The organism is Arthrobacter sp. G.S.26 (assembly GCF_050847375.1).
Classification (GTDB): domain Bacteria; phylum Actinomycetota; class Actinomycetes; order Actinomycetales; family Micrococcaceae; genus Arthrobacter.
Genome location: NZ_CP193752.1, coordinates 310300 through 335244 on the forward strand (window position 1 = coordinate 310300; position 24945 = coordinate 335244).

Consider the following 24945-nt stretch of genomic DNA (forward strand, 5'->3'; position numbering starts at 1 on the left):
GGGGCCTCTGTTCTGCCCCGCCTGCCGACCTTGGCTGGCATCGAGTGGTTCGTGGTCCTGACCGGGCCAGGCGCTAATGCCTGGGAAAGTGGAGGGTTCATCCACTGCTCCTGACCCGGACGCTGACCCGTGGAGTCGGCGTCAGACCCACGGTGCGGAACTTCTCCTCCAGGGACTCCTTGATGTCACGGGACAACGATCCGGGTTCATTCAGGCTGGTGGATACCACGACGGAGACCGATTTACCGCTGGCCGTTGCCGAACTGGACTCGACGCCGTCGGTTTGGTCAGCATGTGCTGCCGCGAGCCTGGCAAGGCCCCGGCGGCTGATGACCGTCTCTGTCAGGCCGGTGGAGGAAGAGCCGGTGATGGCTGCTCCCGTGCGCCGGCCCGGAAGCACCGCAGCAAAGAGCAGGAACACCCCTGCCAGCAGTGCCACGACCGATACTGCCCACACGCCTGGGTTGTTCCAGGTCAGCCCACGGACGGCATCGCCGGACGCCACGATGAAGCCAGGCCAGGCCCCGCCTGCCAGGTAGGCAACGGCGCCCCAGATTGCCAGCCCCGCGAGGACCAGCAGGACAAGGGAGGTGGCGGCGGCAGGGACCGTGCGGCTGGACCGCCGCTGCAGCGACTGGGATACGGGTTGCGTGCTCATAGGAGTTCCCTTCGCCCGGAAGCGCCGGAAGTGGAGGTCAGTGATTCGAAGTCGATATCCACTTGCCGGACATCAATGCCGCAGGCGGCGCTGACTTTCTCCCTGACCTCGCTGCGGAGCCGGTCAGCCGTTGCCCGCAGCGGTGCGGGGTAGCGCACCCCGGCGCTGATGTGCAGCGCAGCGACTTTCCCGCTGAGCCGGACCTTGACCTTGGGCCGGGCATCGTCATCCCGGTGCGAGCCGATCCCAAGGAAACCGCCGGCCGTGCCGTTAATGCCGGGAACCCCCGCCGCTACCTGGCCGGCAATTTTTTCGATGGCCTTCTCCGAGATGGTGAGCGATCCCCGTACTGCGGGTTCCGCCAATCCGCCCGGATGGCTGTTAGTTGCCGCGCTCATCTGCGGGAGCTGGCTCGGCCGGTCAATGCGCTGAGGTCCAGCTTGCCCTCAATGATGCGGGCTGCGGCCAGTCCAAGGGCGCCGAAGACGGCAACCAGGAGGAACGCGGAGAACCCGCCGAAAGCTGCTGCGAATCCGAGGGCCAGGCCTGTCATCAGGCCAAGGGCTGTGGTGTTCATGGAATGCCTTTTCTGCTGCGGGGCTCCTGCACCTGACTGGCTTGCAGGAGGAGTGGCGGGGCGGCGGGGAAGACGCGGGGGCGGCGCCTTCCCCGCCTGTGGAGATCCGGCCGGCTCGGGGGGCCTGCCGGATCAGCTGGGTCCGGGACTGCTACTGGAGATCCTTGTGGTTTGAATCGTCCTTGTCCTGGTCGTCCTCGGGGAGGTGGACGTCGGTGACGTTGATGTTCACCTCAATGACCTCGAGGCCGGTGGCGTCTTCCACTGATGCGATGACGTTCTTCCGGATCATCTGGCTGACTTCGACGATGGAGGCGTCGTGCTCCACCACGATCGTCAGGTCGATCGCGGCCTGCCGCTCACCCTTTTCCACGCTGACACCGCCGCTGACGTTGGTCTGCGAACCGGGAATGCGTTCGGTGAGGCTGCTGAACGCCCGGCGGCCGGCGCTGCCCATGGCGTAGACGCCCGGGACTTCGCGGGTGGCGATACCGGCGATCTTCTGGACAACCGTTTCGGCGATGGTGGTGTTGCCCTTGTCGGTCTGCAGCGGGCCGACGTTCCTGGCCTTCTCGGTTTCCTTGGAGTGCTGCTCTGCGCGGCGTTCCTGCTCTTCGCCCGTAGCGGGGACAACTGCTGCGCGGCGGGAGTTCTGTTCGTCTGCCATGGGAATCCGGTCTCCTTCAAAGTTTTTTGCGTACACAGATAAAGACGCAACCGGTGGGCAATCCTCACGGCCTGTTTGGTAAATTTCTCAAATTCTTTTTCCGGCCCCGGAAGGGGAGCCCCGGAATCCCCTCCGGTGCCCGTTGAACCGGTCCGGCCGGTTAGGCAGGCTGCTTACCTTATGCTGGTGGTGGCCTGCTGCCTGCTGATCAGGGAACGCCGGCCACGGGGGATCGTTTAGCGGCAAGCGGTCGAGGAAGAGAACACATGGACGAGACAACGGAGCCGGACCTGCAGGCTGACCTGCATCCCGTGCCGCCGGAAGTGCCCGCCCCCTTCGGTGCAGAACCGCGGGACCCGGCGAACGGCTGGGACGACGGGGTGTGGACGCCGCTGGACGAACTTGATGCCCTGACGGTCGTTTCCAGGGCGCAGGACGGGGACGTTGAAGCCTTTGAATGGCTTCTGAACGCCTATCAGGGTGGCCTGTTCCGGTTGTGCCTGCGGATGCTTGACGACAGGACCGAAGCGGAGGACCTGGTCCAGGAGACGTTCATCAGCGCGTGGCGGGCCCTGCCCAACCTCACGGTCCCGCAGGCGTTCGTTCCCTGGCTGTACCGGACGGCCACCAATAAATGCCTGGACCTGCTCCGCCGCCGGAAGGGCCGCCCACCCGCGGGAACCGGCCAGGCCGGCGTGGCCGGGGACCGGGGCGACGCGGGACAAGACACCACTGCGGGCGCCCACGCTAGTATCGGACAAGGGGCCGGCGCCGATCCTGCGAAGGAGTACGAGAACCAGGCGCAGATGCGGGCACTGTCGGATTTGCTGCAGACGGTGCCGCCCGGGCCCAGGGCTTGCTGGCTGCTCAAGGAAGTCCATGAATTCTCATACCGGGAGATTGCGGCAATAGTGCAGCTCCCGGAGAGTACCGTCAGGGGCCGGATTGCACGGGCCAAACGCTTCCTTGCAGAGGGGATGGAACCATGGCGATGAACAGTGACCGTCCCCGGCTGGGATGCGGACGTGACCTTGATGAGTTCTGGGCCACCATCGACGAACCACCCACCAGCCATGAGCTCTCCTGCCCGGACTGCCAGAGCGCACGCAACGCCCTCTACCACCTGGCCAGTGTCACTGAATCAATGCGCGAGCGTGACCGGACGGAGCCGTCACTTCAGCCGGGTAACCGGGTGAAGGAGGCGGTGATGATGGTTGCCCGTGCGGAAATCCGGCGCGGCCGCAAAACAGCCCTCAAGGACACCCCGCTCGGCAGGATCGACATCAGCGAGCAGGCGTTGACAGCGCTGATCCGTTTCGCCGCGTCCACCCTTCCCGGGGTCCGCGCCCGGCGGTGCTCCATAGCCCCCATGCAACCAGGGACCACCGGTGTTCCGGTCCCCGAGGGAACCCAACTTACCGTCGAACTGCAGGTGGCGTTGGCTTCGACAGTGCGGATCCCGGACACCCTGGCGCAGGTACGCGAACGCGTCGGCGCCGTGGTGGAAGCCCAGACAGCACTGCTCGTCGGCTCGATCAATATCATTGTGGAGGACCTTTATGATCTCTGACCAGCCACTGGACGCCCGGGTGGTCAACCTCGATGTCCTCGCGGATGCGCTGACGGCTGCCCTCCTCAGCCAACCCGGGCTGCTCCGGCTCGAACCTACGGTGCGCAGCGTTATGCAGAAGTTCAAAATCACCTCGAAGGTGTTGCGCCAGGATACCGAAGCCGCGGGCGGCCAAACATCAACGGCCACGAGGGACGGGCTGCACATCACTGTTGACGACGGCCTGGTCCACGTCCAGGCCGATATCGCCACCGCAATTGACCACCGGGCCCTTGGCCTGGCGGAACACGCCCAGGAAATCATCGCAGATACGATCCGCCGCAACGGGCTGCGCGTGGGCGGCGTGGACGTCACCATCCTGGCCATCGAAGCCAGCCCCGGACACTGACCCCGGTCAGGGCACCAGGTAGGAACTGTCCCGGGCATCGGTGATCAGCATATGTCCCGGCGCGTGGCCGATCGCCAGTGGTGGCCCTGATTCCATCACGGCAGCCTGTGGGGTGACGCCGCAGGCCCAGAAGACCGGGATATGGCCCTCGGGGATCTCCACCGGATCGCCGAAGTGGGGCCGGGAGAGGTCGGTAATTCCCAGTTCCGCGGGGTTGCCCACGTGCACCGGGGCGCCGTGGACTGCCGGATACCGGGAGGTGATCCTCACGGCGTCGGCCACCTGGGAAGCGGGGATGGGCCGCATCGACACCACCATGGGCCCGGACATCCCGCCGGCAGGCTCGCATCGGAGGGACGTCCGGTACATTGGCACGTTGACCCCCTGATCGATGTGGGCCACGCGGATGCCACCTTCCTGCAGGGCGGCTTCAAACGTGAAGCTGCAGCCCACAATGAAAGTCACCAGGTCCTCGCGCCAGTAATCGAGGAGATGGGTGGGCTCGGCTGTCTTGATGCCGTTTTGGTACACCACATACCGGGCAACGTCGGTGCGGATGTCTCCGCCGGCAAGCAGCGCGCCGCTGGTTTCACCGGCGTCCAGCACCCCCAGGATGGGGCAGGGCTTCGGGTTCCGCTGCGCAAACAGCAGCACGTCGAAGGCCTGGGCCTTGGGCACGATAATCAGGTTGGCCTGCGCATAGCCGGCGCTCCAGCCGGCCGTGGGTGCCACCAGGCCGGCCCTGAACAGGGCGCGGGCTGCGGCAGGGGCCAGGCCGGCGGGATGCTGGGGGACGGCGCTGGCCAGGGAGGCGGTTGCGGCGGGCTGCGTGCGGTTCATGGTGTTCCATCCAGCTGGCGGTGATCCGGGTCACGGTGCCATTCCAGCTTAGTGACTGTCTGCAAAGCACGCAATAGATTGTTGAACAATATTTGAACGCCGTGACGCGTCGGCAGAGAGAACGACGGCGGCAGGGTACCCGCCGTCGCCGCCCTCCCGTCCTGCTTAGGCGTCCACGGCGGCCTTTTCCGCCAGTGTGGGTTGGCCGTTGATGAGGCGGTTGAGGTGCCAGGGGTTGGTGTTGTGGAGGGGGGTGGGGAGGAGTTCGGTGGGGAGGTTTTGGTAGGCGACGGGGCGGAGGAAGCGGTTGATGGCGAGGGTGCCGACGGAGGTGGTGCGGGTATCGGAGGTCGCGGGGTAGGGGCCGCCGTGGACCATGGCGTGGCCTACTTCGACGCCGGTGGGCCAGCCGTTGACGATGATGCGGCCGACTTTTTGTTCGAGGGCGGGGATGAGGGGCGCGGCGGTGGGGTAGTCGTGGTCGGTGAGGTGAAGGGTGGCGGTGAGTTGGCCTTCGAGGCGGGTGATTGCGTCGAGGAGGTCTTCGGTGGTGGTGTAGCGGATAACCAGGGAGGCTGCGCCGAAGATTTCCTGGTGCAGGATTTCGTTGGTGAGGAAGTCCTTGACCTGGGTCGCGTAGATGGCCGGGGCGGGGGCGTTGCGGGTTTGGCCGTCGGCGCCTTTTCCGAGGACGGTGACGCCGTCCGCGGAGCCCAGGGCCTGGGCTCCGGTGTGCCAGGATCCGGCGATGCTTTCGGTGAGCATGGTTTGCCCGGCGCAGGTGGTGATGGCGCGGCCGACGGCGGCGGCGAACTTATCGCCTGCGTCGCCGGTGGGGGCGAAGAGCAGTCCGGGGGAGGTGCAGAGCTGGCCTGAGCTGCCGGTGACCGCGGTGACATACTGCTGGGCGAGGGTGTCGATGTCGGCGGTGGGGCCGGTGAGGGCGCCTTCGAAGACGATGACGGGGTTCAGGGAGGACATTTCGGCGTAGACGGGGATGGGTTCGGGGCGGTTGGCGGCGGTCCGGGTCAGGGCGGTGCCGGCGGCCTGGGAGCCGGTGAAGCCGACGGCTTTGATGTTGGGGTCGGCCACGAGGGCTTGGCCGATGCTGGCGCCGGGGCCGTAGATGAGGGAGAACACGCCGGGGTGCAGGCCGGTGTCCTTGACGGCCTTAACAATGGCCTGGCCCACGAGTTCGCTGGTGCCGGGGTGGGCGTTGTGGGCCTTGAACACCACGGGGCAGCCGGCGGCGAGGGCGGAGGCGGTGTCACCACCCGCCGTCGAGAAGGCGAGCGGGAAATTGCTGGCACCGAAGACGGCGACGGGGCCCAGCGGGATTTGGCGTTGGCGGATGTCCGCCCGGGGTGCGGGGGTGCGGTCCGGAAGGGCCGGGTCGATGCGGATGCCGCGGAAATCGCCCTGGCGGACCACTGCAGCGAAGAGCCGGAGCTGGCCGGTGGTGCGGGCGCGTTCGCCGGTGAGGCGGACGGTGGGGAGGCCGGTTTCCTGGGTGGCGCGGGTGATGAGGTCTTCGCCGATGGCTTCGATGTTGTCCGCGATCGCTTCGAGGAAGGCGGCGTGGGTTTCGGGGTCCAGGGTGCTGAAGGAGGGGTACGCGTCAGCGGCGGCGGAGGTCGCCGTCGTCAGCTGTTCCTCGGTGATCAGCGAATACGCGGGCTCGAGCTGCTCATTCGTGGCGGGATTGAAACCGAAAGCGGTTTTGCCGCCGCCGACGACAGGCCGGCCGGCGATCAGGGAATGTCCGGTGAGTGTCACGGTATTTACTCCTAGAAGGAAGGTGGTCAGGAGAGGGTGGCGATGAGGGCTTTGAGGTCCGCGAGGTCCTGCGGCGCCAGGTTCTGCAGCGGGGTGCGGACCGGGCCTGCCGAACGGCCCACCGCGTCCAGGCCGCCCTTGACGATGGACACGGAGTAGCCCTTCACGCGGTCCCTGATATCCAGGTACGGGATAACAAAGTCGTTGAGCTTCCGGTTCACGGCGGCACGGTCGTTGTTGCGGACGTCCCGGTAGAAATCCAGGGCAAACTGCGGGACAAAGTTGTACATGGCGCTCGAGTAGGTGCTCATGCCCAGCTGCAGCAGGGGAAGTGCGAACGTCTCCGCCGTGGGGAGTCCGCCCAGGTAGAAGAGCCGGTCGCCAAGCTTGGCGTAAACCCGGGCGTCGTGCTCCAGGTCGCCCACGCCGTCTTTGAAGCCGATCAGGTTCTCGTGCCGGTCCGCCAGGAGGGCCACCGTGGTGTCCTTGTAGATCGCGTTGGCGCGGTTGTAGATGATGACGCCCAGTGAGGTGGACCTGCAGATGGCGCTGACGTGCTCGGCCAGTCCAGCCTGGTCCGCCTCGGTGAGGTAGGGGGGAAGCACCAGGATCCCGTCGGCCCCTGCGGCCTCGGCGGCTTGCGCGTTCTCGATGGCCTGGGCCGTGGAGCCGCCGGCCGAGGCGAGGACGGGAACCAGTGAACCCACTTCGTCGACGGCGGTACGCACCACGCGTGCCGATTCCGCCGGGGTCAGGGAGAATCCTTCGCCCGTGCCGCCTGCAGCGAACAGGCCGGCAACGGGAAAGCTGGCCTGCCAGGCAAGGTGCTTACGGTAGTTTTCCTCGTCGAACGCCAGCTCGGCGTCGAAGGACGTGACGGGGAAGGAGAGCAGTCCCTCCTTGAGTGTTGCGGCGAGTTCCTGGGGGGTGTACTTGGCCATGGTGTGTTCCTTTGATTGCGGCGCCGGCTGGCCGGCGGAGGGCTGTTTTCTCCCTTCAGCCTAGGAATGCTTTTGATGCCTGTCCAAGATTTTTAATGGATAGATTGATACCTTGCAGGTATCTACGATGTCAGACGGCTTAGCTGACCAGGACTGGGCGGTGCGGCCCGCGCTGGGCTACGGGCCGGCGTCGAACTCCAGGTCCTGCAGCAGCCGTGACAATGCCGGATTGCTGACCTTCCGGTTCCACAAGGCGTACAGCTCCACCTGGTTGCCGGGTGCGGGCGCCAAGGGAAGGAACTCGACGCCGCTGATGCCCAGCACCGTGGCGGAGGAGGGGACAAGCGCCACCCCGCGCTTGGCCGCCACCAGCGAAACCATCGTCACAATCTGGCTGACGGTGTGCACCACATTGCCGTGGCGGATGGGCAGGAGCCGGACCACCAGGTCGTAGAAGTAGCGGGCTTGCGTGGGGGAGTGCATGATCAGCGCCTCGTGACTGAAGTCTTCCGGCCCGATGGGCCGGTCCAGCGCCGTCAGGGGGTGCCCGGCCGGGACCGCCAGCATCACGGCTTCGTGGGAGAGCAACCGCGAATCGAAGGTCCGGCTGTCAAAGGGCGGGCGCGCCAGGCCCAGGTCCAGTTCGCCGGTCAGCAGTCCGTCCAGCTGCTCGCCGGTCACCAGTTCCTGCAGTTCGATGTCCACGTCCGGAATGATGCCGGAGATCTGCTCCAGGAGTGGGCCCAGGACGCTGAAGCCGCCGGCCGCCGTGAACCCGATCCGCAGGACCCCGGAACGACCGGAAGCGATTCTCCGGGCTGTGGCAGGAGCCCGCTCAGCCAGCGTGATCAGGCGGCGCGCCTCGTCAAGGAACGTCAGCCCGGCGGGGGTCAGCTGCACCTTCCGGTTGTCCCGCTCCAGCAACTCGGTGCCGACGATCCCCTCCAGTTTCTGGATCTGGCGGCTCAAGGGCGGTTGCGTCATGTTCAGGCGTTCGGCGGCCCTGCCGAAGTGCAGTTCCTCGGCGACGGCGACGAACCCTGCCAGCTGGTCGAAGGTGAACATAATGCCTTCCGGGTATCAACGGTGTACGGCCAAATCCTTGGAGGCATCATATCTGGCGGCGGCGGCGGCGGCGGCGGGCGGGCGGGCGGTCCGCGCGTCAATCCAGCCGGGCCAGCTCCACCAGCGCATCCAGGACCTGAAGCTGGCCCTTGACCAGCTTCAGCCGGGCCTCTTCGAGGGAAAACCAGCGGGCATCGTCGATCTCCGGGAAATCCCGGATGGTGCCCGAACCCCTGGGCCATTCCAACGGGAAGGTGTTGCTGGCGATAATTCCGGGGTTGAAGTCATGTTCGGCGACAAACACGGTGATGATCTTCCCGCTGGACTGGCGGAATTCCCCCAGGAGGCGGTACTCGGCGTCCGGTGCGTCCGTCCCCATCTCCTCCGCAAATTCCCGCAGCGTGGCCGCCAGCGGGTCTTCGTCCGGGGTGTATTCGCCTTTCGGGATGGACCAGGCATGGGCGTCCTTCCGGGCCCAGAAGGGGCCGCCCATGTGGCCGATCCAGACCTCCAGGCCGGCGGCACTGTCCCGCCGGTAGAGCAGGATCCCCGCACTTCGGACCGGCATCTGGCTCCTCCCTGTGCCGGCGCGCGGCCGGCCCTGATCCGCCGTCCGGCGTTAACCCCGAATTCATGGCGCTGATCTAGGTTAAGCCCTCAGGCACTTTGCTCGAAGGGACCCATCATGGCCAGCATCGAGAACGTATTGGGCCGGCTGACGCCGGAGGAGCACACCGAGCTCCGCAACCTGGGCCCGCAGGGGCACCTGCCGCGGCACCTGCTTGAAGCCATCGACCGGGCGGCCGGGGGACCGGGCGCCGGGCGCGGCTACTACGTGTCCACCGGCAACGTGAGCTCCACCGGTGGAACCCTGGTGGTGCTGCGGGACGACGTCTCCGGTTGGCTCTTCGCGGACGAATCCCCGGACCAGCCGCGGCAGTCGTGACGGCGTGGGCGGCCGGACACCAGGCTGCCGCTAGCCGATGAGCAGGCTCAAGGCCTCGGTCAGGTGCTCCACTTCCCGCACGGAGAAGCCCGGCGGTACAGGACCGGGCCCGTTGTGGCTTGCCGGCACCACGGCATGCGTGAAGCCCAGCCGGTGCGCCTCCTGGATCCGCTGGTTGATACCGGGAACAGGGCGGACTTCACCCGCCAACCCCACCTCGCCAAAGGCAATCAGCCGGATGGGCAAGGGTTTCCGGGCCTTCGCCGACGCCACGGCCAACGCCACGGCAAGGTCCGTGGCAGGCTCGCTGAGCTTCACGCCACCCACGGTGGCCACGTAGGAATCGTCCTTGTGGAGCAGGCAGCCGGCGCGTTGCTGGAGGACGGCAAGCAGCATTGACACCCGCGAGCTGTCCAGCCCGCTGGTGGCCCGGCGCGGCTGGGAGTTGGGGCTTTCGGCCAGCAGGGACTGCACCTCAGCCAGCAGCGGACGCCTGCCTTCCATGGTGACGGTGATGCAGGTGCCGGACACGGGTTCCTTGGTGCGGCTGACAAACAGTCCGCTGGGATCGGTGAGGCCCTCGATGCCGTTTTCGTTGAGGTCGAAGCAGCCGACGTCGTCCGTGGGGCCGTAGCGGTTCTTGACGGCGCGCAGCAGCCTCAGCCGGGAATGACGTTCACCTTCGAACTGGCACACCACATCCACCAGGTGCTCCAGCAGGCGGGGGCCGGCGATGGAGCCGTCCTTGGTGACATGGCCAACCAGGAGGGTGGTCATGTTGCGCCGTTTGGCTGCGGCGATGATGGAGGCTGCCACTTCGCGGACCTGGGACACGCCGCCGGCGCTGCCGTCCACGTCCGCACTGCTCAGTGTCTGGACCGAGTCAACAATCAGCAGCCGCGGCTCGATTTTCTCGACCTGTCCCAGCGCCTGGCCAAGGTCCGTCTCCGCCGAGAGGTACAGGGATTCGGCGACGGCGTCGATCCGCTCCGCGCGGAGCTTCACCTGCGCCGCGGACTCCTCACCCGTCACGTACAGGACGTCCTGGGCGGTGCGGGCAAATTTGGCCGCCACGTCCAGGAGCAGGGTGGATTTGCCGACGCCGGGCTCGCCCGCCAGCAGGATGACGGCGCCCGGAACCAGGCCGCCGCCCAGCACCCTGTCCAACTCGTCCACGCCGGTGGGGAGGAACGCGGCAGTGGTGGCATCGACGTCGGCGATGCGCCGTGCCGGTTCCAGAACCGTGGTGGCGGCCGTGGTCCGGGCCACCGCCGCGCCGGTTTCCTCCACGGATCCCCACGCCTGGCATTCGCCGCAGCGACCCACCCATTTGACGGTGGTCCAGCCGCATTCGGCGCATTTGTAGGCTGGCGCCTTGGACGCCCGGGAAGTCTTTGTTGCCATGCGTCCAACCCTAGCCGCGGGCACCGACATCCCCGTACCTGCAGGACGTCACCGCGAGCCCATGATTGGCCGGATGGAGACTGCACCGGCGGGTAAAAGAGCCGCTAATCTATTCCTTGAAGTTCGCGGTCCAGCAGGGGCCGGGACTAAGCCCGTCGAATGGCCCATCAGTGACATCCAGCAGCGAAACAGCAGACCAGCGGACCCCCGTGACGCCGCACAACACTTTCCTGGACTGCCCCACAGGGACCGTCAGGTATTACTTCGCGGAAGGCGTCTTCCACTGGTCGGCCGGGCTGTACCGTATCTATGGATACGAAAAAGGGGAGATTGTTCCCTCGATGGACATGGCGCTCGCCCACATCGAGCCTGCAGACCGCCCGACAGTCCTGGCGTATTGGGATCATGTTGCCTCCGTGGGGGGACCCGCATCGATTTACCTCTCCATCCGCGACGCCAAAAACCGTCAGCACAAGTTGTTGTTTTCCGCGGACTACATCCTTGAGGGAGATGCGCCGGTTGGCGTGTGGGGCGTTGTGGCGGACCTGACCCAATCGATTCACACGGACCGTCACCAGCTCGCCACGGAGGCCGTTGCCGCATCAGCCCGCAGCAGGGCGGCGATTGAGCAGGCCAAGGGCATTCTGATGGGCCGCACCGGCGTCGATGCGGACGGGGCATACGCCCTCATGAGCCAGTTGAGCAACGAATCAAACCGCAAGGTGTCCGTGATCGCCCTCGAAATCATCGAGCGTGCCACCGCTTCCGCCGCAAGCGGGACAACACCGGATCACCCGCTGCTCCAGTAGGGCCCACACGTCAACGCAGCAAACCAGCCCGCCTCCGCAGGAACTAGGGTCGGACGCCAAGGCCCGCCAGGTCCGGGACCAGCCACCGGTCGCCGGCCCGCTCCAGCGGAACCCGGGCCACCACTGCCGCGGACTCCGTGGGAATCGCGCCGAGGAGGCGTGGCACCGGGGGTGTCCCGCCGTCGGCCGGCCCTTCCGGATCCCAGGCGACGGCGACGCCCTCCGCGGCCAGCGCTTCCTCGTCGAGCACCACCAGGACCAGCGGAATGGCCAGGTCCGCATAGGTCCCCGTCAGTGCCCAGGCCAGCTGCGAGGCGGTGGCGGCGTGGATGAAGCCGGTGTCATCAAACATGGTGGCGCGGGTTGCCACGTCGTATTCGCCGAAGCGGGCGCAGGCCTCCCAGTCATCCTCGATGGCCACATGGACCAGGCGCTGTCCGCTCATGATGAATCCTTCCTCGTAATGAAACGCCATCGTGTCATTAAGTGCGTAGAATCGCTACTGCAGCCAAAGTGAAGGAGCGGTGCATGGAACTGGAACGCAAGCGCGGCAGGCCGAGCGCCGGCGAACGGGCAGAGCGGCAGCAGCGGATCCTCGATCTGGCCATCCGGCTCTTTGGCCACTGCGGTTTTGCGGGGACATCCCTGGACGCGCTGGCGGATCAGGCCGGGGTTACCAAGCGCACCATCTACGCCTATTTCACGGACAAGGAGGGGCTGTTCACCGCCGCGGTGGACCGCCAGCACGCGTACCTGGCGCAGGCGCTGGAGCCGGAAACTTCCCTGGCGGAGGCGGCCGCGCGGATTGTGGAGAGCCTGCATTCGGATGACGCCGTGACGCTGCACCGGATGGTCATCGCGGAGGCACCCCGCCTCCCCGGATTGGCTGCGGCCTTCTACCGGCACGGTCCGCAGCGGTCCATCAGCTTCCTGGCCGCGCTGATTGAGCGGACCCCATCGCCAGCCCCCCGGGAGGCCGCCGAAGCGCTCTACACGCTGCTGCTTGGCGAGGCGCACCGCCGGCGGCTCCTCGGCCTGGCGCCGGCACCCGACCAGGAGCAGGCGCGGGCCCACGCGCGCCGCGCCCTGGCCCTCATCTGCCCGGACGCCGCATAAACCGTATTCCAACCGGAAAAGCACTTGCCCGCAGCTTCCGCCAGCCTGTATAGTCAGGTCCCGAAGGCGATTTCGCCTACAGGATTGTTACTCGGCAACGAGGCAAGACCTGAGAAGCACACTCCGTGCATCTCGGGTCTTTTTTTGTGCCCAAAAATAGACAGAGAGGTCTGAGATGGCAAATGTGGACTACCGGTCGTTGGCCGGAGATATCCTCGAGGGGGTGGGTGGCGAAGCCAACATCGCCAGCGCCACGCACTGCGCCACCCGGCTCCGGCTCAAGCTGCGGGACGAATCCAAAGCGGATACCCCGGCAGTGGAGAAGCTGCCCGGCGTCATCACGGTGATGAAGGCCGGCGGCCAGTACCAGGTGGTCATCGGCGACAACGTCCCCACCGTCTACGCGGAACTGGGCAAGCTGACCCGGCTCGGCGATGACAGCGCGCAGGAGCAGGAAGCCGCCCCGCAGGGCAACCTGTTCAACCGATTCATCGACATGATCTCCGCGATCTTCTCACCCATCATCTGGCCCCTCGCCGGCGCCGGCCTGCTCAAGGCCTTCCACAGCCTGGCCACCCAGCTGGGCTGGCTGGACCCCGTTTCGCAGACCAGCATCGTCCTGGCAGCGGCAGCGGATTCCTTGTTCTACTTCCTGCCGGTCTTCCTGGCCGTCACCGCAGCCAAGCGGTTCAAGGCCAACCAGTTCACCTCCATGGCCATCGCCGGCGCCCTGGTCTACCCCAGCATCGTGGCCCTCGCCGCCGCGACGGAACCCCTGAGCTTCGCCGGCATCCCCATGGTGATGATGAACTACACCAGCTCCGTCATCCCCATCATCGTGGCCGTCTGGCTGCAGGGCTACCTGGAGCGTTTCCTGATCCGCGTGCTCCCCGCCGCCATCCGGAACTTCACCACCCCGCTGCTCACCATCGTTGTGATGGTCCCGCTGATCCTGCTCACCGTTGGCCCCGTCACCACCTTCGCCGCGCAGGGCCTCTCCTCCGGCATCAACGCCGCCTTCACCTTCGCCCCCTGGCTCGCCGGCGGCATCATGGGCGGATTCTGGCAGGTTTTTGTCCTCTTCGGCCTGCACTGGGGCCTGGTTCCGGGCATGCTCAACGAAATCAGCACCCAGGGCTACTCCCTCCTCATGGGTCCCCTGGTGGCCGCGGTCCTGGCCCAGGCTGCAGCCACCCTCGCGGTAATGTTCCGCACCCACAACAAGGCCCGCCGCGCGGTAGCCGGCCCCGCAGCGCTCTCCGGTTTCCTGGCCGGTATCACCGAACCCGGCATCTACGGCGTCAACCTGCCGCTGAAGAAGCCGTTCTACTTCGGTATCGCCGGCGGTGTGGTGGGCGGCGCCATCGCAGCAGCAGGCGGCAGCGGCGCCACCGCGTTTGTCTTCCCGTCACTGCTGGGCCTGCCCGCGTTCGGAACGGTGGGCAACTTCGGCCTGCAGCTCGCCGGCACCGGCGTCGCCGTTGCCATCGCCTTCGCCCTGACCTTCTTCTTCGGCCCCCGCGAAGCAGCGGCGCCTGAATCGGCCGACGCCGGCACTTCCGGCCCGTCGCCCGCAGAGGCTGCGCTGGAGGCGGCTTTGCCCGTCCCGGCTGCAGCGGTCACCGGCGCCGTGGATATCATCGCCCCGGTCGCCGGGCAGGCAATCGCCCTGGCCGACGTGCAGGACAAGGTCTTCGCCTCCGGCGCCATGGGCAAGGGCCTGGGCATCATCCCGGCCGACGGCCGCATCTACGCCCCGATCTCAGGCTCCATCAAGGCGGCCATGAAAACCGGCCACGCCTACGGCATCAAGTCGGACAGCGGCGTGGAAGTCCTGGTCCACATCGGCATCGACACCGTCCAGCTGGACGGCCGCGGCTTCGAAGCTGCCGTGACCCGCGGCCAGCAGGTCCGCGCCGGCGACCTGCTCGCCGTCGTCGACCTCGCCGCCGTCGCCGCGGCCGGGTACGACACCACCACCCTGGTGATGGTCACCAACACCGCCCAGCTCGCCAGCGTGGACGCCGTCACCGGCGGCACCCTGGCCCAGGGCGACACCGCCATCACCGTCCAGGTCTGACCGGCACCTGCCGGCTTCCCCATTCCCGCACTGCAAAGGAAACGTACTGTGACCACCACATTCCCCAAGGGCTTCCTCTGGGGCGGCGCCACCGCCGCCAACCAGATCGAGGGCGCGTACAACGAGGGCGGCAAGGGCCTCTCCATCCAGGACGTGATGCCCAAGGGCATCACCGAGACCCCCACCGAGGGCCCCACCCCGGACAACCTCAAGCAGGTGGCCATCGACTTCTACCACCGCTACGAGGAAGACATCGCAGCCTTCGCCGACCTGGGGTTCAAGGTCTTCCGCTTCTCCATCGCCTGGAGCCGCATCTTCCCCCTCGGCGATGAGGCCAGCCCCAACGCCCAAGGCCTCGCGTACTATTCGCGTCTCCTGGACGAGCTGGAAAAGCATGGCATCGAACCGATGGTCACCATCAGCCACTACGAGACGCCCCTGCACCTGGCCCGGAAGTACAACGGCTGGACCAACCGGCAACTGATCGGCTTCTACGAAAACTACTGCCGCGCCCTGTTCGAAAACTTCGGCGCCCGGGTGAAGTACTGGCTGACGTTCAACGAGATCAACTCGGTCATCCACGAGCCGTTCCTCTCCGGCGGCATCCCCACGCCCAAGGACCAGCTCACCCAGCAGGACCTGTACCAGGCCATCCACCACGAACTGGTGGCCTCGGCCCGCGCCACCAAGCTGGCCCGCGAACTGATGCCCGCCGCGCAGGTGGGCTGCATGATCATCGCGCTGCCCACCTACCCGCTGACCCCGGACCCCTCGGACGTGGTGGCAGCCATGCACACCGCCCAGGACAGCTACGCGTTCGGCGACATCCACTGCCGCGGCGAATACCCGGGCTACCTGCTGCGCAGGTTCCGGGACCAGGGCATCGAGCTGGAGATCACCGTCCAGGACAGGGAAGACCTCAAGCACACGGTGGACTTTGTCTCCTTCAGCTACTACATGAGCATCTGCGAGACAGCGGACCCGGCCAAAAAGATCAAGGGCGCCGGCAACATCATGGGTGGCGTCCCCAACCCCACCCTCAAGGCCTCCGAGTGGGGCTGGCAGATCGATCCGCAGGGCCTCCGCGTGGTCCTGAACGACTACTGGGACCGCTGGCAGAAGCCGCTGTTCATTGTGGAGAACGGCATCGGCGCCGTGGACACCCTGGTGGAGGTCGACGGCGGGAAGACGGTGGTTGACGACTACCGGATCGACTACTTCAACGACCACCTGGTCCAGGCCGGCGAAGCCATCGAGGACGGCGTCCAGCTGCTGGGCTACACCTCCTGGGGCTGCATCGACATTGTCAGCGCCTCGACGGCGCAGATGAGCAAGCGCTACGGTTTCATCTACGTGGACCGGAACGACGACGGCACCGGCTCGCTGGCCCGCTACCCCAAGAAGTCCTACGGCTGGTACAAGGAAGTCATCGCTTCGAACGGCGCCAGCCTGAAAAAGTAGTACCCCGCTGAAACCCGCTCAACGAAGAATGGAGGACGACATGGAAGTGTTGCGCGTATTCAACAACAACGTCGTCCTCGCCCGCGCGGCCGGTAAGGGCGAAGTCATCCTTACCGGCCGCGGCCTGGGCTTCCAGGCCAAGCCCGGCCAGCAGGTGGACGAGGCCAAAGTGGTTCAGGTGTTCGTCCCGGAGGATGGGCGCAACGCGGACAACTTCGGCGCCCTGGTGGCGGCCATCCCGCCCGAACACCTGGCCCTGGCGGACCAGGCCCTGGAAATAGCCCGCGCCGGAATGTCCGGGCCGCTGAACTCCACCACCGTGGTGGCGCTCGCGGACCACCTGAGCTTCGCCATCAAACGGCTCCGCCAGGGCCTGGCCATGGACTACCCGCTGCGGGCCGAAGTGGCCCACCTGTACCCGGACGAACTCCGGATGGCGCAGCAGATTGTTGACTACGTCAACCGGCAGCTGGCGGAGAACCTGCCGCCGGAAGAGGCCATCGCCATTGCCTTGCATCTGGTGAACGCCGGTTTTGCCAGTGGCGACCTCTCCCACACGTACCAGATGACAGGGGTGTTCGCGCAGCTGTTCGAGGTGCTGGAACAGGCTTACGGGCGGGCTTTCGACCGGGAAACGGTGAACGCGGCCCGCTTTATCACGCACCTTCGGTATTTCTTTGTCCGCGCCCACACCGGCAGGCAGCTCGCCGAAGGCGCCACCGGACTGGGCCTGGCCATCCGGCAGGCGTACCCGGATGCCTACGGCACGGCCCTGAAGCTCCAGGCGGTCCTGGAACTGCGGCTGGGGGAGCCGCTCACCGAGGACGAAGTCACTTACCTCACCCTGCATGTGGCCCGGATGGCGGACGATCTCCGCCTGTCCCAGCAGACGGCCGGCTAGAGCGCCGGCAGCACGTCCCGGGCTTCCTGCGCGTCCATTCCCGTGGCCTCCAGCAGGTCCACCATCAGCGGCCGGAACAGCATCACCACCGTTTCGCCCTCCAGCCGCTGCACATGGAGCAGCTTAGGATGCAGGCGCAACGCGATTTCGCTCAGGTCGCGGCGGGCAGTGCGCAGGTGTGCGCGGCGGGCACCGTCCTGCTGTTCAGCCAGGCCAAGGGAGAGTTCCTCGATGGCGGCAGCGGTTTCCTGCAGCACCTCGGCGATGTTTTCCGTGGCCTCGTCGGAGAGGGCCGCGTGGTTGATGGCGCTGGTGAGCCTGCGCGCGAACACCCGGCTGTTGCGCAGCGCCAGGTCGATGAAGTCCAGCGATTCCTTCAGCCGGTCCAGCTCGTCGCGGTGCCTGCGGTAGGCGGGGGCCAGGGTGGCCACCTCGCCGGAGGTCCGCAGCGACTGGCGCATTCCGTCCACCAGCGGCTGGCAGTTGCGGCCCCGGATGAGCGCGTGCCAGGCCTGCGTGGAATCGCTGTTGGCCAGCGCGTCACCGCATTCGCGCAGCACCTCGGCCAGTTCGTGCAGCAGTTTCCGGACGTCCTTGCGCGGTTCCCGCCGGGGATCCTTGGGAATCAGCACCGTGATCAGCAGGGCGAAGAGGCCGCCCACTACGGCGTCGATGCTCCGGGTGAACGGTCCGCCGTCGGGCGCCGGCAGGAGCACCACCAGCAGTGACTGCAGCCCCAGTTGCGTGGTGAAGATGGTGCCGCTGTCCAGGAACCGGGCCAGGAGGATGGAGAAAAGAAGCACGACGGCGGCCTGCCAGATTCCGCCGCCCAGCCAGTGCAGGAGCAGGTCACCCACGGCGATGCCGATGGTGCAGCCCAGCCCCACCTCCACCACCCGACGCAGCCGGGGTTCGCGGGAGAAGCCCAGGGCGAGCAGCGAGGACGTGGCAGCGAACAGCGGCCCGGAATGCCCCAGCACGTATTCGGCAAACGCGTAGGCGCCCACCGCGCAGACCGTCATCTGGATGGCCGGGACCAGGGAGTTCCTGCTGCGGATCATCCCGGTCCTGATGCGGCCGTGCAGGAACCGCCTGCCTGCTGAAAGTCCTGCTGCGGAAGCCATGCGTTCCAGTCTATGGCGGGGGCGTGTACTACGGCCCGAAGTGTGATCTGCGCAATGGTGACCCGGCAGTTGTAAGCCAATATCCCGCGGTCGTTAATTCTCCGTTCACTTTGGGGCGCCCGTCCCGTTACCTGCACCCCATAGCTTTCTTGAAGGTACTGAACGTACGCATCGCGCAGCAGGGCTCTCCGTTCCCTGTCCGCACCTGAATCACCCTGGAAGGGGTACATCCTGTGAAGGCACTTCGCTTCGGCCGCCACGCGGCTCTCGCTGTTATTGCAGCCGGCGCTCTCGCGCTCACCGCCTGCGGTTCTGACAACGCCACCGGAACCACGCCCGCCGGCGACTCCACCTCAGCCGGCCCCAAGGTCACCGGCACCCTGACCGGCATCGGCGCCTCCTCCACCGGCGCAGCCATGGACGCCTGGAAGGCCGGCTTCACCGCCGCCAACTCCGGCGCCACCGTGCAGTACTCCCCGGATGGCTCCGGCGCAGGCCGCAAGGCCATCATCGACGGCTCCGCCCAGTTCGCCGGTTCCGACGCCTACCTCAAGGACGAAGAGCTCGAAGCCTCCAAGGCCCAGTGCGGTCCCGACGGCGCCATCAACATTCCCGTCTACATCTCGCCGATCGCCGTGGCCTTCAACGTCCCGAACGTCACCGAGCTCAAGCTCGACGCCGCCACCGTCGCCAAGATCTTCCGCGGCGAAATCACCAACTGGAACGATCCGGCCATCGCCGCCCTGAACGAGGGCACCACGCTTCCGGACCTCAAGGTCACCCCGGTGAACCGCTCCGACGACTCCGGCACCACGTCCAACTTCACTGACTACCTGGCCGCAGCAGCCCCCGAGGTCTGGACCGACAAGTCCGCAGGCGTCTGGCCCGCAGCCCTCCAGGGCGAAAACGCCAAGGGCACCTCCGGTGTGGTCAAGACCGTCACCGACACCCCGGGCGCCGTGACCTACGCCGATGACTCCGCCGTGGGCGGCAAGCTGGGTACCGCCGCCATCAAGGTCGGCGAGGAATTCGTCAAGATCTCCGCCGAAGCAGCAGCCAAGGCCGTTGAAGCAGGCAGCCCCGTCGAAGGCCGCTCGGCCACCGACGTTGCCATCAAGCTGGACCGCAAGACCACTGAAGCCGGCGCCTACCCGGTGGTCCTGGTTTCCTACCACGTGGTCTGCAGCACCTACGCCACCCAGGAAACGGCTGACCTGGTGAAGGCCTTCGAAAACTACGTGGTTTCCGACGCCGGCCAGCAGGCAGCAGCGGACTCCGCCAAGTCGGCGCCGCTCTCCGCCGCCCTCGCGGAGAAGGCCACCAAGGCGATCGAGTCCATCAAGGTCAAGTCCTAACCAAGCATTGACCCCACGTTCCCCGCTCCGCCAAAAAGCGGGGCGGGGAACGTGGTTGTGTCCGCTTCATCCGCCAGCTCCATTTCCCGATCGAAGGGCCGTCGAATGACCGCCACCTCCCTGACCAGCACCCAGGGCGCAGGCCGCGCCGGGGATAAAGTCTTCTCCGGCGCCGCGCTCGCCGCCGGTTGCCTCATCCTCGCCGTCCTTTTCGGCGTCGCACTCTTCCTTGTGGTCCAGGCCATCCCGGCCCTGACCGCCCCCGCCGACGAAATACAGGGCGGCGCAGGCTTCTTCACCTACATCGGGCCCATCGTGGTGGGCACGCTCATCGCCGCTGTCATCGCCTTGGTGATCGCCACCCCGATCGCCATCGGCGTGGCGCTGTTCATCTCGCACTTCGCCCCCCGCGGCCTCGCCGCCGGCCTGGGCTACGTGGTGGACCTGCTCGCTGCCATCCCCTCCGTGGTCTATGGCGCCTGGGGCGCAGCGTTCCTGGCCAAGGAAATCTCGCCGATCTACAACTGGCTGGCCGACAACATGGGCTGGCTGCCCATCTTCCAGGGCCCGGCGTCCGCCACCGGCAAAACCATCCTGACCGCAGGCATCGTCCTGTCCGTGATGGTGCTGCCCATCATCACGTCCCTGTCCCGCGAAATCTTCCTGCAGACCCCCAAACTGCATGAAGAGGCCGCCCTGGCGCTCGGCGCCACCCGCTGGGAAATGATCCGGATGTCCGTCCTGCCGTTTGCGCGGCCGGGAATCATCAGCGCCATCATGCTGGGCCTGGGCCGTGCCCTGGGCGAAACCATGGCCGTGGCCCTGGTGCTGTCCTCCGGGGCACTGACCGCCAGCCTGATCCAGTCCGGAAACCAGACCATCGCAGCGGAAATCGCCCTGAACTTCCCCGAGGCGAGCGGACTGAAGGTCAGCACGCTGATCGCCGCAGGCCTGGTCCTGTTTGTCATCACCCTGGCCGTGAACATGCTCGCGCGCTGGATCATCAGCCGGCACAAAGAATTCTCGGGAGCCAACTAAATGACCTCCACCCTCACCCCCGTGCGCAGCAAGCGCTCGGCGCTGACCAAGGGCCAGTTGCCCAAGTACGCCCCGCTGGTGGTCCTGGCGGCCGCATTGATCGTCGGCGCCGCCATCCTGGCCCTGGTGGGCTTCAACGCTTTCGGCTGGGGCATCGTCTCGGCCGTCCTGTTCGCCGTGGGCCTGGTGTCCTGGAGCGCCGCCGTCGAAGGCAGCCGCCGCGCCAAGGACAAACTGGCCACCTGCCTGGTGGTTGGCTCGTTCCTCGTGGCGCTGCTGCCCCTGGTCTCGGTCATCTGGACTGTCCTGGTCAACGGAGTCCCCGGCCTGCTGGCCCCCGGCTTCCTCACCAGCTCCATGAACGGCGTCACCGGCGTCTATGACAACCGGGCGGTGGAGGACGGAGCCCCGGTGCTGGGCGGCATTTACCACGCCCTCCTCGGCACCATCCAGATCACCCTGCTGGCCACCATCATCTCCGTTCCCGTGGGCCTGCTCACCGCGATCTACCTGGTGGAATACGGCAATGACGGCCGGCTGGCCCGGGCCATCACGTTCTTTGTGGACGTGATGACCGGAATCCCGTCCATCGTTGCGGGCCTCTTCGCGGCCGCCTTCTTCTTCGCGGTGGTGGGGCCGGGCACCAAGACCGGCGCCGTGGCCGCCGTCGCGCTTTCCGTCCTGATGATCCCCGTAGTGGTGCGTTCCAGCGAGGAAATGCTGAAGATCGTGCCCAACGAACTCCGTGAGGCTGCCTACGCCCTGGGCGTGCGCAAGTGGCGGACCATCCTTAAGGTGGTCATCCCGACGGCGATCTCCGGCATCGCGTCCGGCGTCACCCTGGCGATCGCCCGCGTCATCGGCGAGACGGCCCCCATCCTGGTGACGGCCGGGTTTGCCACCAGCATCAACTCCAACGTTTTCGGCGGGTGGATGGCCTCGCTGCCCACCTTCATCTACACGCAGATCCTGAACCCCACCTCGCCGGCCAACCCGGACCCGTCCTCGCAGCGGGCGTGGGGCGCCGCCCTGGTGCTGATTATCCTGGTGATGGTGTTGAACCTCGCGGCCCGGCTGATCGCCCGCGTCTTCGCGCCCAAAGCCGGCCGCTGACCTCCAGCCGCCCCGCCCGGGCCACCCCCCATCAATTCATCCCAGTCAGTGAAGGAATACCATGTCTAAGCGCATCGACGTCAAGGACCTGAACGTGTACTACGGCGATTTCCTCGCCGTGGAGGACGTCACCATCAACATCGAGGCCAAGTCCGTCACCGCCTTCATCGGGCCTTCCGGCTGCGGCAAGTCCACGTTCCTGCGGACGCTGAACCGCATGCACGAGGTGCTCCCCGGCGCCCGCGTTGAAGGGGAAGTGCTGCTCGACGGCGACAACCTCTATGGCCCCGGCGTGGACCCGGTCACGGTCCGCTCGCAGATCGGCATGGTGTTCCAGCGGCCCAACCCGTTCCCCACCATGTCCATCCGGGACAACGTCCTGGCCGGCGTGAAACTGAACAACAAAAAGATCTCCAAGGGCGAAGCCGACGTCCTGGTGGAGCGTTCCCTGCAGGGCGCCAACCTGTGGAATGAGGTCAAGGACCGCCTCGAGAAGCCCGGCTCCGGGCTTTCCGGCGGCCAGCAGCAGCGACTCTGCATCGCCCGCGCCATCGCCGTGGAACCCCAGGTGATCCTGATGGATGAGCCCTGCTCCGCCCTGGATCCCATCTCCACGCTGGCCATCGAGGACCTCATCAACGAACTCAAGGACCAGTACACGGTGGTGATCGTGACCCACAACATGCAGCAGGCCGCGCGTGTGTCCGACAAAACCGCGTTCTTCAACATCGCCGGCACCGGCAAGCCCGGCAAGCTGATCGAGTTCGGCGAAACCCAGGGCATCTTCAGCAACCCCACCCAGAAGGCCACCGAAGACTACGTCTCCGGCCGCTTCGGATAAACCTCTGGTGCCGGCGGACCCAGGAGGCAGTTTTCCGTTTCCGGCAGGCCGTCGCCCGGGGGCCTGCCGTTATTCCGGGACCTCCAAGTGGAACCCGCAGCGGCACTTCAGCACCCGCGTTGGCAGCGAAATGGCGCTGAGCCCGGCGTTGGTGTTGGCGTTGCGGTAGCTGAGCCGTTCCACCTCGTGGTCCGTCCCTGCCATGGGAAATCCGCAGTGGATGAAATCCTCGCCAAAAACCATCACGCCGGCTATTCCGCGCACCTGGTTGAGGGCTGCTGAGACGTCCGCCGAGTATGCCGGGTGTTCATGGAACAGCCGGCAGCCGTCGCAGGTGTAGGACACCGTGACCAGGTCCCCGTCGGAACTGCCCAGGGCAATGACGGCGTGGATGGTCAGGTGGTGTTCGGTGCCGCAGTTGCCGCACCGGAGCTGCCGGGGTTGGGGCGGGAGCCGCCGTTGATTCGGGATGGACAAGGCGTGCGCTCTTTTCCATGTGGTGCATACGTAGCCGCCGATTCGCTGCAGCGGCACCCGTCCGCTGCCCTGCATACGACGTCGAACGGCAGTTCCGGCCCCCTTGCGGAACATATGCTCGAATTTACGTCACCCCGGATGCCCTGTACAGGGTCCCGCGGGTGTTCAGTGCTCCAGCGGCGTCAGCGCCAGGGCCAGCACGAACCCGAGGGCGGCCGCCGCCACGGGGGTCAGAAGCCACAGACCCAGGATCCGGATCACCAGGCGGCGGTTGGTGACGGAGAAGTTCTGGTTCTCCCCGGCGCCGAGGACCGATGCGGTCACCAGGTGCGTGGTGGACAGCGGCCAGTGCAGGCCGATGGCACCCACAAACAGCATCACGGCGCTGAAAATCTGCGCGACTGAACCCCGTAGCGGATCGATCCGGGTGATCTTGTGGCCAATGGTGTAGGAGATGCGCCAGCCGCCAAAGAGGGTCCCCGCGGTGATCATCACCGCGGAAAGCAGGGCAACCCACACCGGAATGGAGCCGCCGTCGGCATAACCGGCAGCCAGCAGTGCCAGCAGGAGGACGGCACTGACGCGCTGGCCGTCCTGGAGACCATGCCCAAAGGCCACCGCGCCGGCCGCAATGGCCTGGCTTCGCCGGAAGCGCTGGTTCACCACATTGGGCTGGGTGTAACGGGCGCCCCAGGTGGCCGGATAAACCAGCAGGAAAGCTCCGCTGTAAGCCACCACCGGCGACAGCAGCAGCGGCAGGATCACCTGGAACAGCAGCGACTGGTCCACCCCTCCCACGCCACCGCCGCCGACGGCCAGGCTCGCGAGCCCCGCGCCGGCCAGGCCGCCCACCAAAGCGTGGGTCGACGACGCCGGAATTCCGCGCCGCCACATCAGCAGCCCCCACGCACAGGAACTGACCAGGCCTGCAGTCAGGATCCCCAGGCCCTCAGGGCCGGGTGGAAGGCTGATCCAGGTCCTGGCGACAGCCACGGCGAGGCTGGCGCTCAGGAGCGCCCCCACCAGGTTGAAGAAGGCGGCCAGCAGCACGGCGACGCTGGGGGTCAGCGCCCTGGTCCGGGTGGCCAGGGCCACAGAGGTGGAAACGTCGCGGAAGCCGTTGAGGAAAGCAAACGCGGCGGTGAGCACCACCACCGCGCCGAAGATAACAGCTGTCACTTCAGGATTCCTTGACGATGATGCTACCCACCTGGGTAGCGATGCGCCGCATGTCCTTGGTGACTTCCACCAGCTGGTTGGCAATGTCACGGTTGCGGGAGTACTGGGCCCACTTCATGTCGGCGATCATGTCCGCAACCCATACCCGGTGGGTCCGTTCCGCACGCTTGGCCAGCCGCAGGATCTCGATCCAGTAATCCTCGAGGTCATCGAGGTTGTTCAGCCGGCGCATGGCGTCCACGGTGAGCTCCGCCTGCCTGCTGATGATTTCCAGCTGGTCCGCGGCGCGCTTGGGCAGCCGGTCCAGCTTGTAGAGACCCACCAGGTCCGCTGCCGCGTCCATCTTTTCCATGGCTTCGTTGAGGTAACGGGAAAGGGCGTACATGTCTTCGCGGGGGAGCGGGTTCACGAAGCTGGTGCGCATATGGGTCAGCAGCGCAAAGTGCAGTTCCGCGGACCTGGCTTCATGGTTGTGCATGTCGTCAACGAGTTTGCCGTGCTCGGAGGCCGGAACGCCGAGGATTTCCGCCAGGGTGGCCGTGGCCAGCACAATCTGCTGCGCCATCTGGGAGAGGAGGTTCAGCCCGGCGGGCTCCTGGGGGAAAAGGCGCAGCTTCAC

General features: G+C 66.5%; 28 protein-coding genes. 13 read left to right on the plus strand and 15 right to left on the minus strand.

Annotated elements, in window-relative coordinates; genetic code table 11:
- Positions 1-97: 97 nt before the first annotated feature.
- From ACRB8A_RS01480 to ACRB8A_RS01495, 4 genes are all read right to left on the minus strand, one after another.
- Positions 98-658, minus strand: coding sequence for a DUF6286 domain-containing protein (locus ACRB8A_RS01480; protein ID WP_056601649.1), 561 nt, complete (start codon positions 656-658; stop codon positions 98-100).
- Positions 655-1056, minus strand: a complete 402-nt coding sequence (locus ACRB8A_RS01485; protein WP_082484591.1) for an Asp23/Gls24 family envelope stress response protein — start codon at positions 1054-1056, stop codon at positions 655-657. Before ACRB8A_RS01485 ends, ACRB8A_RS01480 begins: the two co-directional genes overlap by 4 nt.
- Entirely contained in the window at positions 1053-1235 is a 183-nt protein-coding gene (locus tag ACRB8A_RS01490; RefSeq protein ID WP_050683553.1) for a hypothetical protein, read from the minus strand. Before ACRB8A_RS01490 ends, ACRB8A_RS01485 begins: the two co-directional genes overlap by 4 nt.
- 151 nt (positions 1236-1386) lie before the next feature.
- A complete protein-coding gene (locus ACRB8A_RS01495) occupies positions 1387-1902 on the minus strand; it encodes an Asp23/Gls24 family envelope stress response protein (RefSeq protein ID WP_056601644.1) in 516 nt (171 codons plus the stop codon).
- A gap of 266 nt (positions 1903-2168) precedes the next feature.
- Between ACRB8A_RS01495 and ACRB8A_RS01500 the strand changes: the two genes are divergently transcribed.
- Genes ACRB8A_RS01500 through ACRB8A_RS01510 form a run of 3 tightly spaced genes read left to right on the plus strand, consistent with a single transcriptional unit; the run spans position 2169 to position 3860 of the window.
- On the plus strand, positions 2169-2897 hold the full coding sequence (locus ACRB8A_RS01500; RefSeq protein ID WP_050683551.1) for an RNA polymerase sigma factor: 729 nt from the start codon (positions 2169-2171) through the stop codon (positions 2895-2897).
- Complete coding sequence (locus ACRB8A_RS01505; protein ID WP_285241117.1) at positions 2888-3472, plus strand: Asp23/Gls24 family envelope stress response protein; 585 nt, start codon at positions 2888-2890, stop codon at positions 3470-3472. Before ACRB8A_RS01500 ends, ACRB8A_RS01505 begins: the two co-directional genes overlap by 10 nt.
- Positions 3462-3860: a hypothetical protein gene (locus ACRB8A_RS01510; RefSeq protein ID WP_050683549.1), complete on the plus strand. Its 399-nt coding sequence runs from the start codon at positions 3462-3464 to the stop codon at positions 3858-3860. Before ACRB8A_RS01505 ends, ACRB8A_RS01510 begins: the two co-directional genes overlap by 11 nt.
- 6 nt (positions 3861-3866) lie before the next feature.
- Here the strand turns inward: ACRB8A_RS01510 and ACRB8A_RS01515 are convergent, their stop codons facing one another.
- The 5 genes from ACRB8A_RS01515 to ACRB8A_RS01535 all read right to left on the minus strand — a co-directional run bounded on the left by ACRB8A_RS01515 (position 3867) and on the right by ACRB8A_RS01535 (position 9050).
- Positions 3867-4700 (minus strand): putative hydro-lyase, encoded by an 834-nt coding sequence (locus tag ACRB8A_RS01515; protein WP_050683548.1) that lies wholly within the window; start codon positions 4698-4700, stop codon positions 3867-3869.
- Between the two features lie 165 nt (positions 4701-4865).
- Positions 4866-6476, minus strand: a complete 1611-nt coding sequence (locus ACRB8A_RS01520; RefSeq protein WP_432245432.1) for an aldehyde dehydrogenase (NADP(+)) — start codon at positions 6474-6476, stop codon at positions 4866-4868.
- A gap of 26 nt (positions 6477-6502) precedes the next feature.
- A complete protein-coding gene (gene kdgD / locus ACRB8A_RS01525; protein ID WP_056601637.1) occupies positions 6503-7417 on the minus strand; it encodes a 5-dehydro-4-deoxyglucarate dehydratase in 915 nt (304 codons plus the stop codon).
- 177 nt (positions 7418-7594) lie between these two features.
- Entirely contained in the window at positions 7595-8482 is an 888-nt protein-coding gene (locus tag ACRB8A_RS01530; RefSeq protein ID WP_056601635.1) for a LysR family transcriptional regulator, read from the minus strand.
- A gap of 97 nt (positions 8483-8579) precedes the next feature.
- Positions 8580-9050: an NUDIX domain-containing protein gene (locus ACRB8A_RS01535; protein WP_432245433.1), complete on the minus strand. Its 471-nt coding sequence runs from the start codon at positions 9048-9050 to the stop codon at positions 8580-8582.
- Positions 9051-9167: 117 nt separating this feature from the next.
- On the opposite strand from ACRB8A_RS01535, the gene ACRB8A_RS01540 reads away from it, so the two are divergent.
- Positions 9168-9428 (plus strand): hypothetical protein, encoded by a 261-nt coding sequence (locus tag ACRB8A_RS01540; protein ID WP_056601630.1) that lies wholly within the window; start codon positions 9168-9170, stop codon positions 9426-9428.
- Positions 9429-9458: 30 nt separating this feature from the next.
- On the opposite strand, the gene radA is transcribed toward ACRB8A_RS01540, so the two are convergent.
- Entirely contained in the window at positions 9459-10832 is a 1374-nt protein-coding gene (gene radA / locus ACRB8A_RS01545) for a DNA repair protein RadA (protein ID WP_050684183.1), read from the minus strand.
- Between the two features lie 170 nt (positions 10833-11002).
- On the opposite strand from radA, the gene ACRB8A_RS01550 reads away from it, so the two are divergent.
- The gene (locus ACRB8A_RS01550; protein ID WP_056601628.1) at positions 11003-11641 is read left to right on the plus strand and encodes an ANTAR domain-containing protein; all 639 of its coding nucleotides are present in this window, start codon (positions 11003-11005) and stop codon (positions 11639-11641) included.
- Between the two features lie 43 nt (positions 11642-11684).
- On the opposite strand, the gene ACRB8A_RS01555 is transcribed toward ACRB8A_RS01550, so the two are convergent.
- Positions 11685-12086 (minus strand): DUF952 domain-containing protein, encoded by a 402-nt coding sequence (locus ACRB8A_RS01555; RefSeq protein WP_050684185.1) that lies wholly within the window; start codon positions 12084-12086, stop codon positions 11685-11687.
- 83 nt (positions 12087-12169) lie between these two features.
- On the opposite strand from ACRB8A_RS01555, the gene ACRB8A_RS01560 reads away from it, so the two are divergent.
- The 4 genes from ACRB8A_RS01560 (at position 12170) to ACRB8A_RS01575 (ending at position 17199) form a co-directional block, all read left to right on the plus strand.
- Positions 12170-12757 (plus strand): TetR/AcrR family transcriptional regulator, encoded by a 588-nt coding sequence (locus ACRB8A_RS01560; protein WP_050684186.1) that lies wholly within the window; start codon positions 12170-12172, stop codon positions 12755-12757.
- Positions 12758-12932: 175 nt separating this feature from the next.
- Positions 12933-14837 (plus strand): beta-glucoside-specific PTS transporter subunit IIABC, encoded by a 1905-nt coding sequence (locus ACRB8A_RS01565; protein ID WP_056601625.1) that lies wholly within the window; start codon positions 12933-12935, stop codon positions 14835-14837.
- 48 nt (positions 14838-14885) lie between these two features.
- Positions 14886-16298 (plus strand): glycoside hydrolase family 1 protein, encoded by a 1413-nt coding sequence (locus ACRB8A_RS01570; protein WP_285241115.1) that lies wholly within the window; start codon positions 14886-14888, stop codon positions 16296-16298.
- Between the two features lie 40 nt (positions 16299-16338).
- A complete protein-coding gene (locus ACRB8A_RS01575; RefSeq protein ID WP_050684189.1) occupies positions 16339-17199 on the plus strand; it encodes a PRD domain-containing protein in 861 nt (286 codons plus the stop codon).
- Here the strand turns inward: ACRB8A_RS01575 and ACRB8A_RS01580 are convergent.
- Entirely contained in the window at positions 17196-18323 is a 1128-nt protein-coding gene (locus ACRB8A_RS01580; protein WP_432245434.1) for an FUSC family protein, read from the minus strand. The genes ACRB8A_RS01575 and ACRB8A_RS01580 overlap by 4 nt on opposite strands.
- A 233-nt stretch (positions 18324-18556) precedes the next feature.
- Here ACRB8A_RS01580 and pstS point away from each other — a divergent pair, with 233 nt between their 5' ends.
- The 4 genes from pstS (at position 18557) to pstB (ending at position 22670) form a co-directional block, all read left to right on the plus strand.
- Positions 18557-19678, plus strand: a complete 1122-nt coding sequence (pstS, locus tag ACRB8A_RS01585; RefSeq protein ID WP_050684191.1) for a phosphate ABC transporter substrate-binding protein PstS — start codon at positions 18557-18559, stop codon at positions 19676-19678.
- 105 nt (positions 19679-19783) lie between these two features.
- Positions 19784-20716, plus strand: a complete 933-nt coding sequence (pstC, locus tag ACRB8A_RS01590; RefSeq protein WP_050684192.1) for a phosphate ABC transporter permease subunit PstC — start codon at positions 19784-19786, stop codon at positions 20714-20716.
- Positions 20717-21829, plus strand: a complete 1113-nt coding sequence (gene pstA / locus ACRB8A_RS01595) for a phosphate ABC transporter permease PstA (RefSeq protein ID WP_050684193.1) — start codon at positions 20717-20719, stop codon at positions 21827-21829. It begins immediately after the preceding gene.
- A gap of 61 nt (positions 21830-21890) precedes the next feature.
- Positions 21891-22670 (plus strand): phosphate ABC transporter ATP-binding protein PstB, encoded by a 780-nt coding sequence (gene pstB / locus ACRB8A_RS01600; protein WP_050684194.1) that lies wholly within the window; start codon positions 21891-21893, stop codon positions 22668-22670.
- 69 nt (positions 22671-22739) lie between these two features.
- Here pstB and ACRB8A_RS01605 read toward each other — a convergent pair whose 3' ends face one another.
- The 3 genes from ACRB8A_RS01605 to ACRB8A_RS01615 all read right to left on the minus strand — a co-directional run bounded on the left by ACRB8A_RS01605 (position 22740) and on the right by ACRB8A_RS01615 (position 24945).
- Positions 22740-23147: a hypothetical protein gene (locus tag ACRB8A_RS01605; RefSeq protein WP_050684195.1), complete on the minus strand. Its 408-nt coding sequence runs from the start codon at positions 23145-23147 to the stop codon at positions 22740-22742.
- A gap of 165 nt (positions 23148-23312) precedes the next feature.
- Positions 23313-24326: an inorganic phosphate transporter gene (locus ACRB8A_RS01610; RefSeq protein ID WP_056601618.1), complete on the minus strand. Its 1014-nt coding sequence runs from the start codon at positions 24324-24326 to the stop codon at positions 23313-23315.
- Position 24327: 1 nt separating this feature from the next.
- Positions 24328-24945, minus strand: a complete 618-nt coding sequence (locus ACRB8A_RS01615) for a DUF47 domain-containing protein (protein WP_050684197.1) — start codon at positions 24943-24945, stop codon at positions 24328-24330.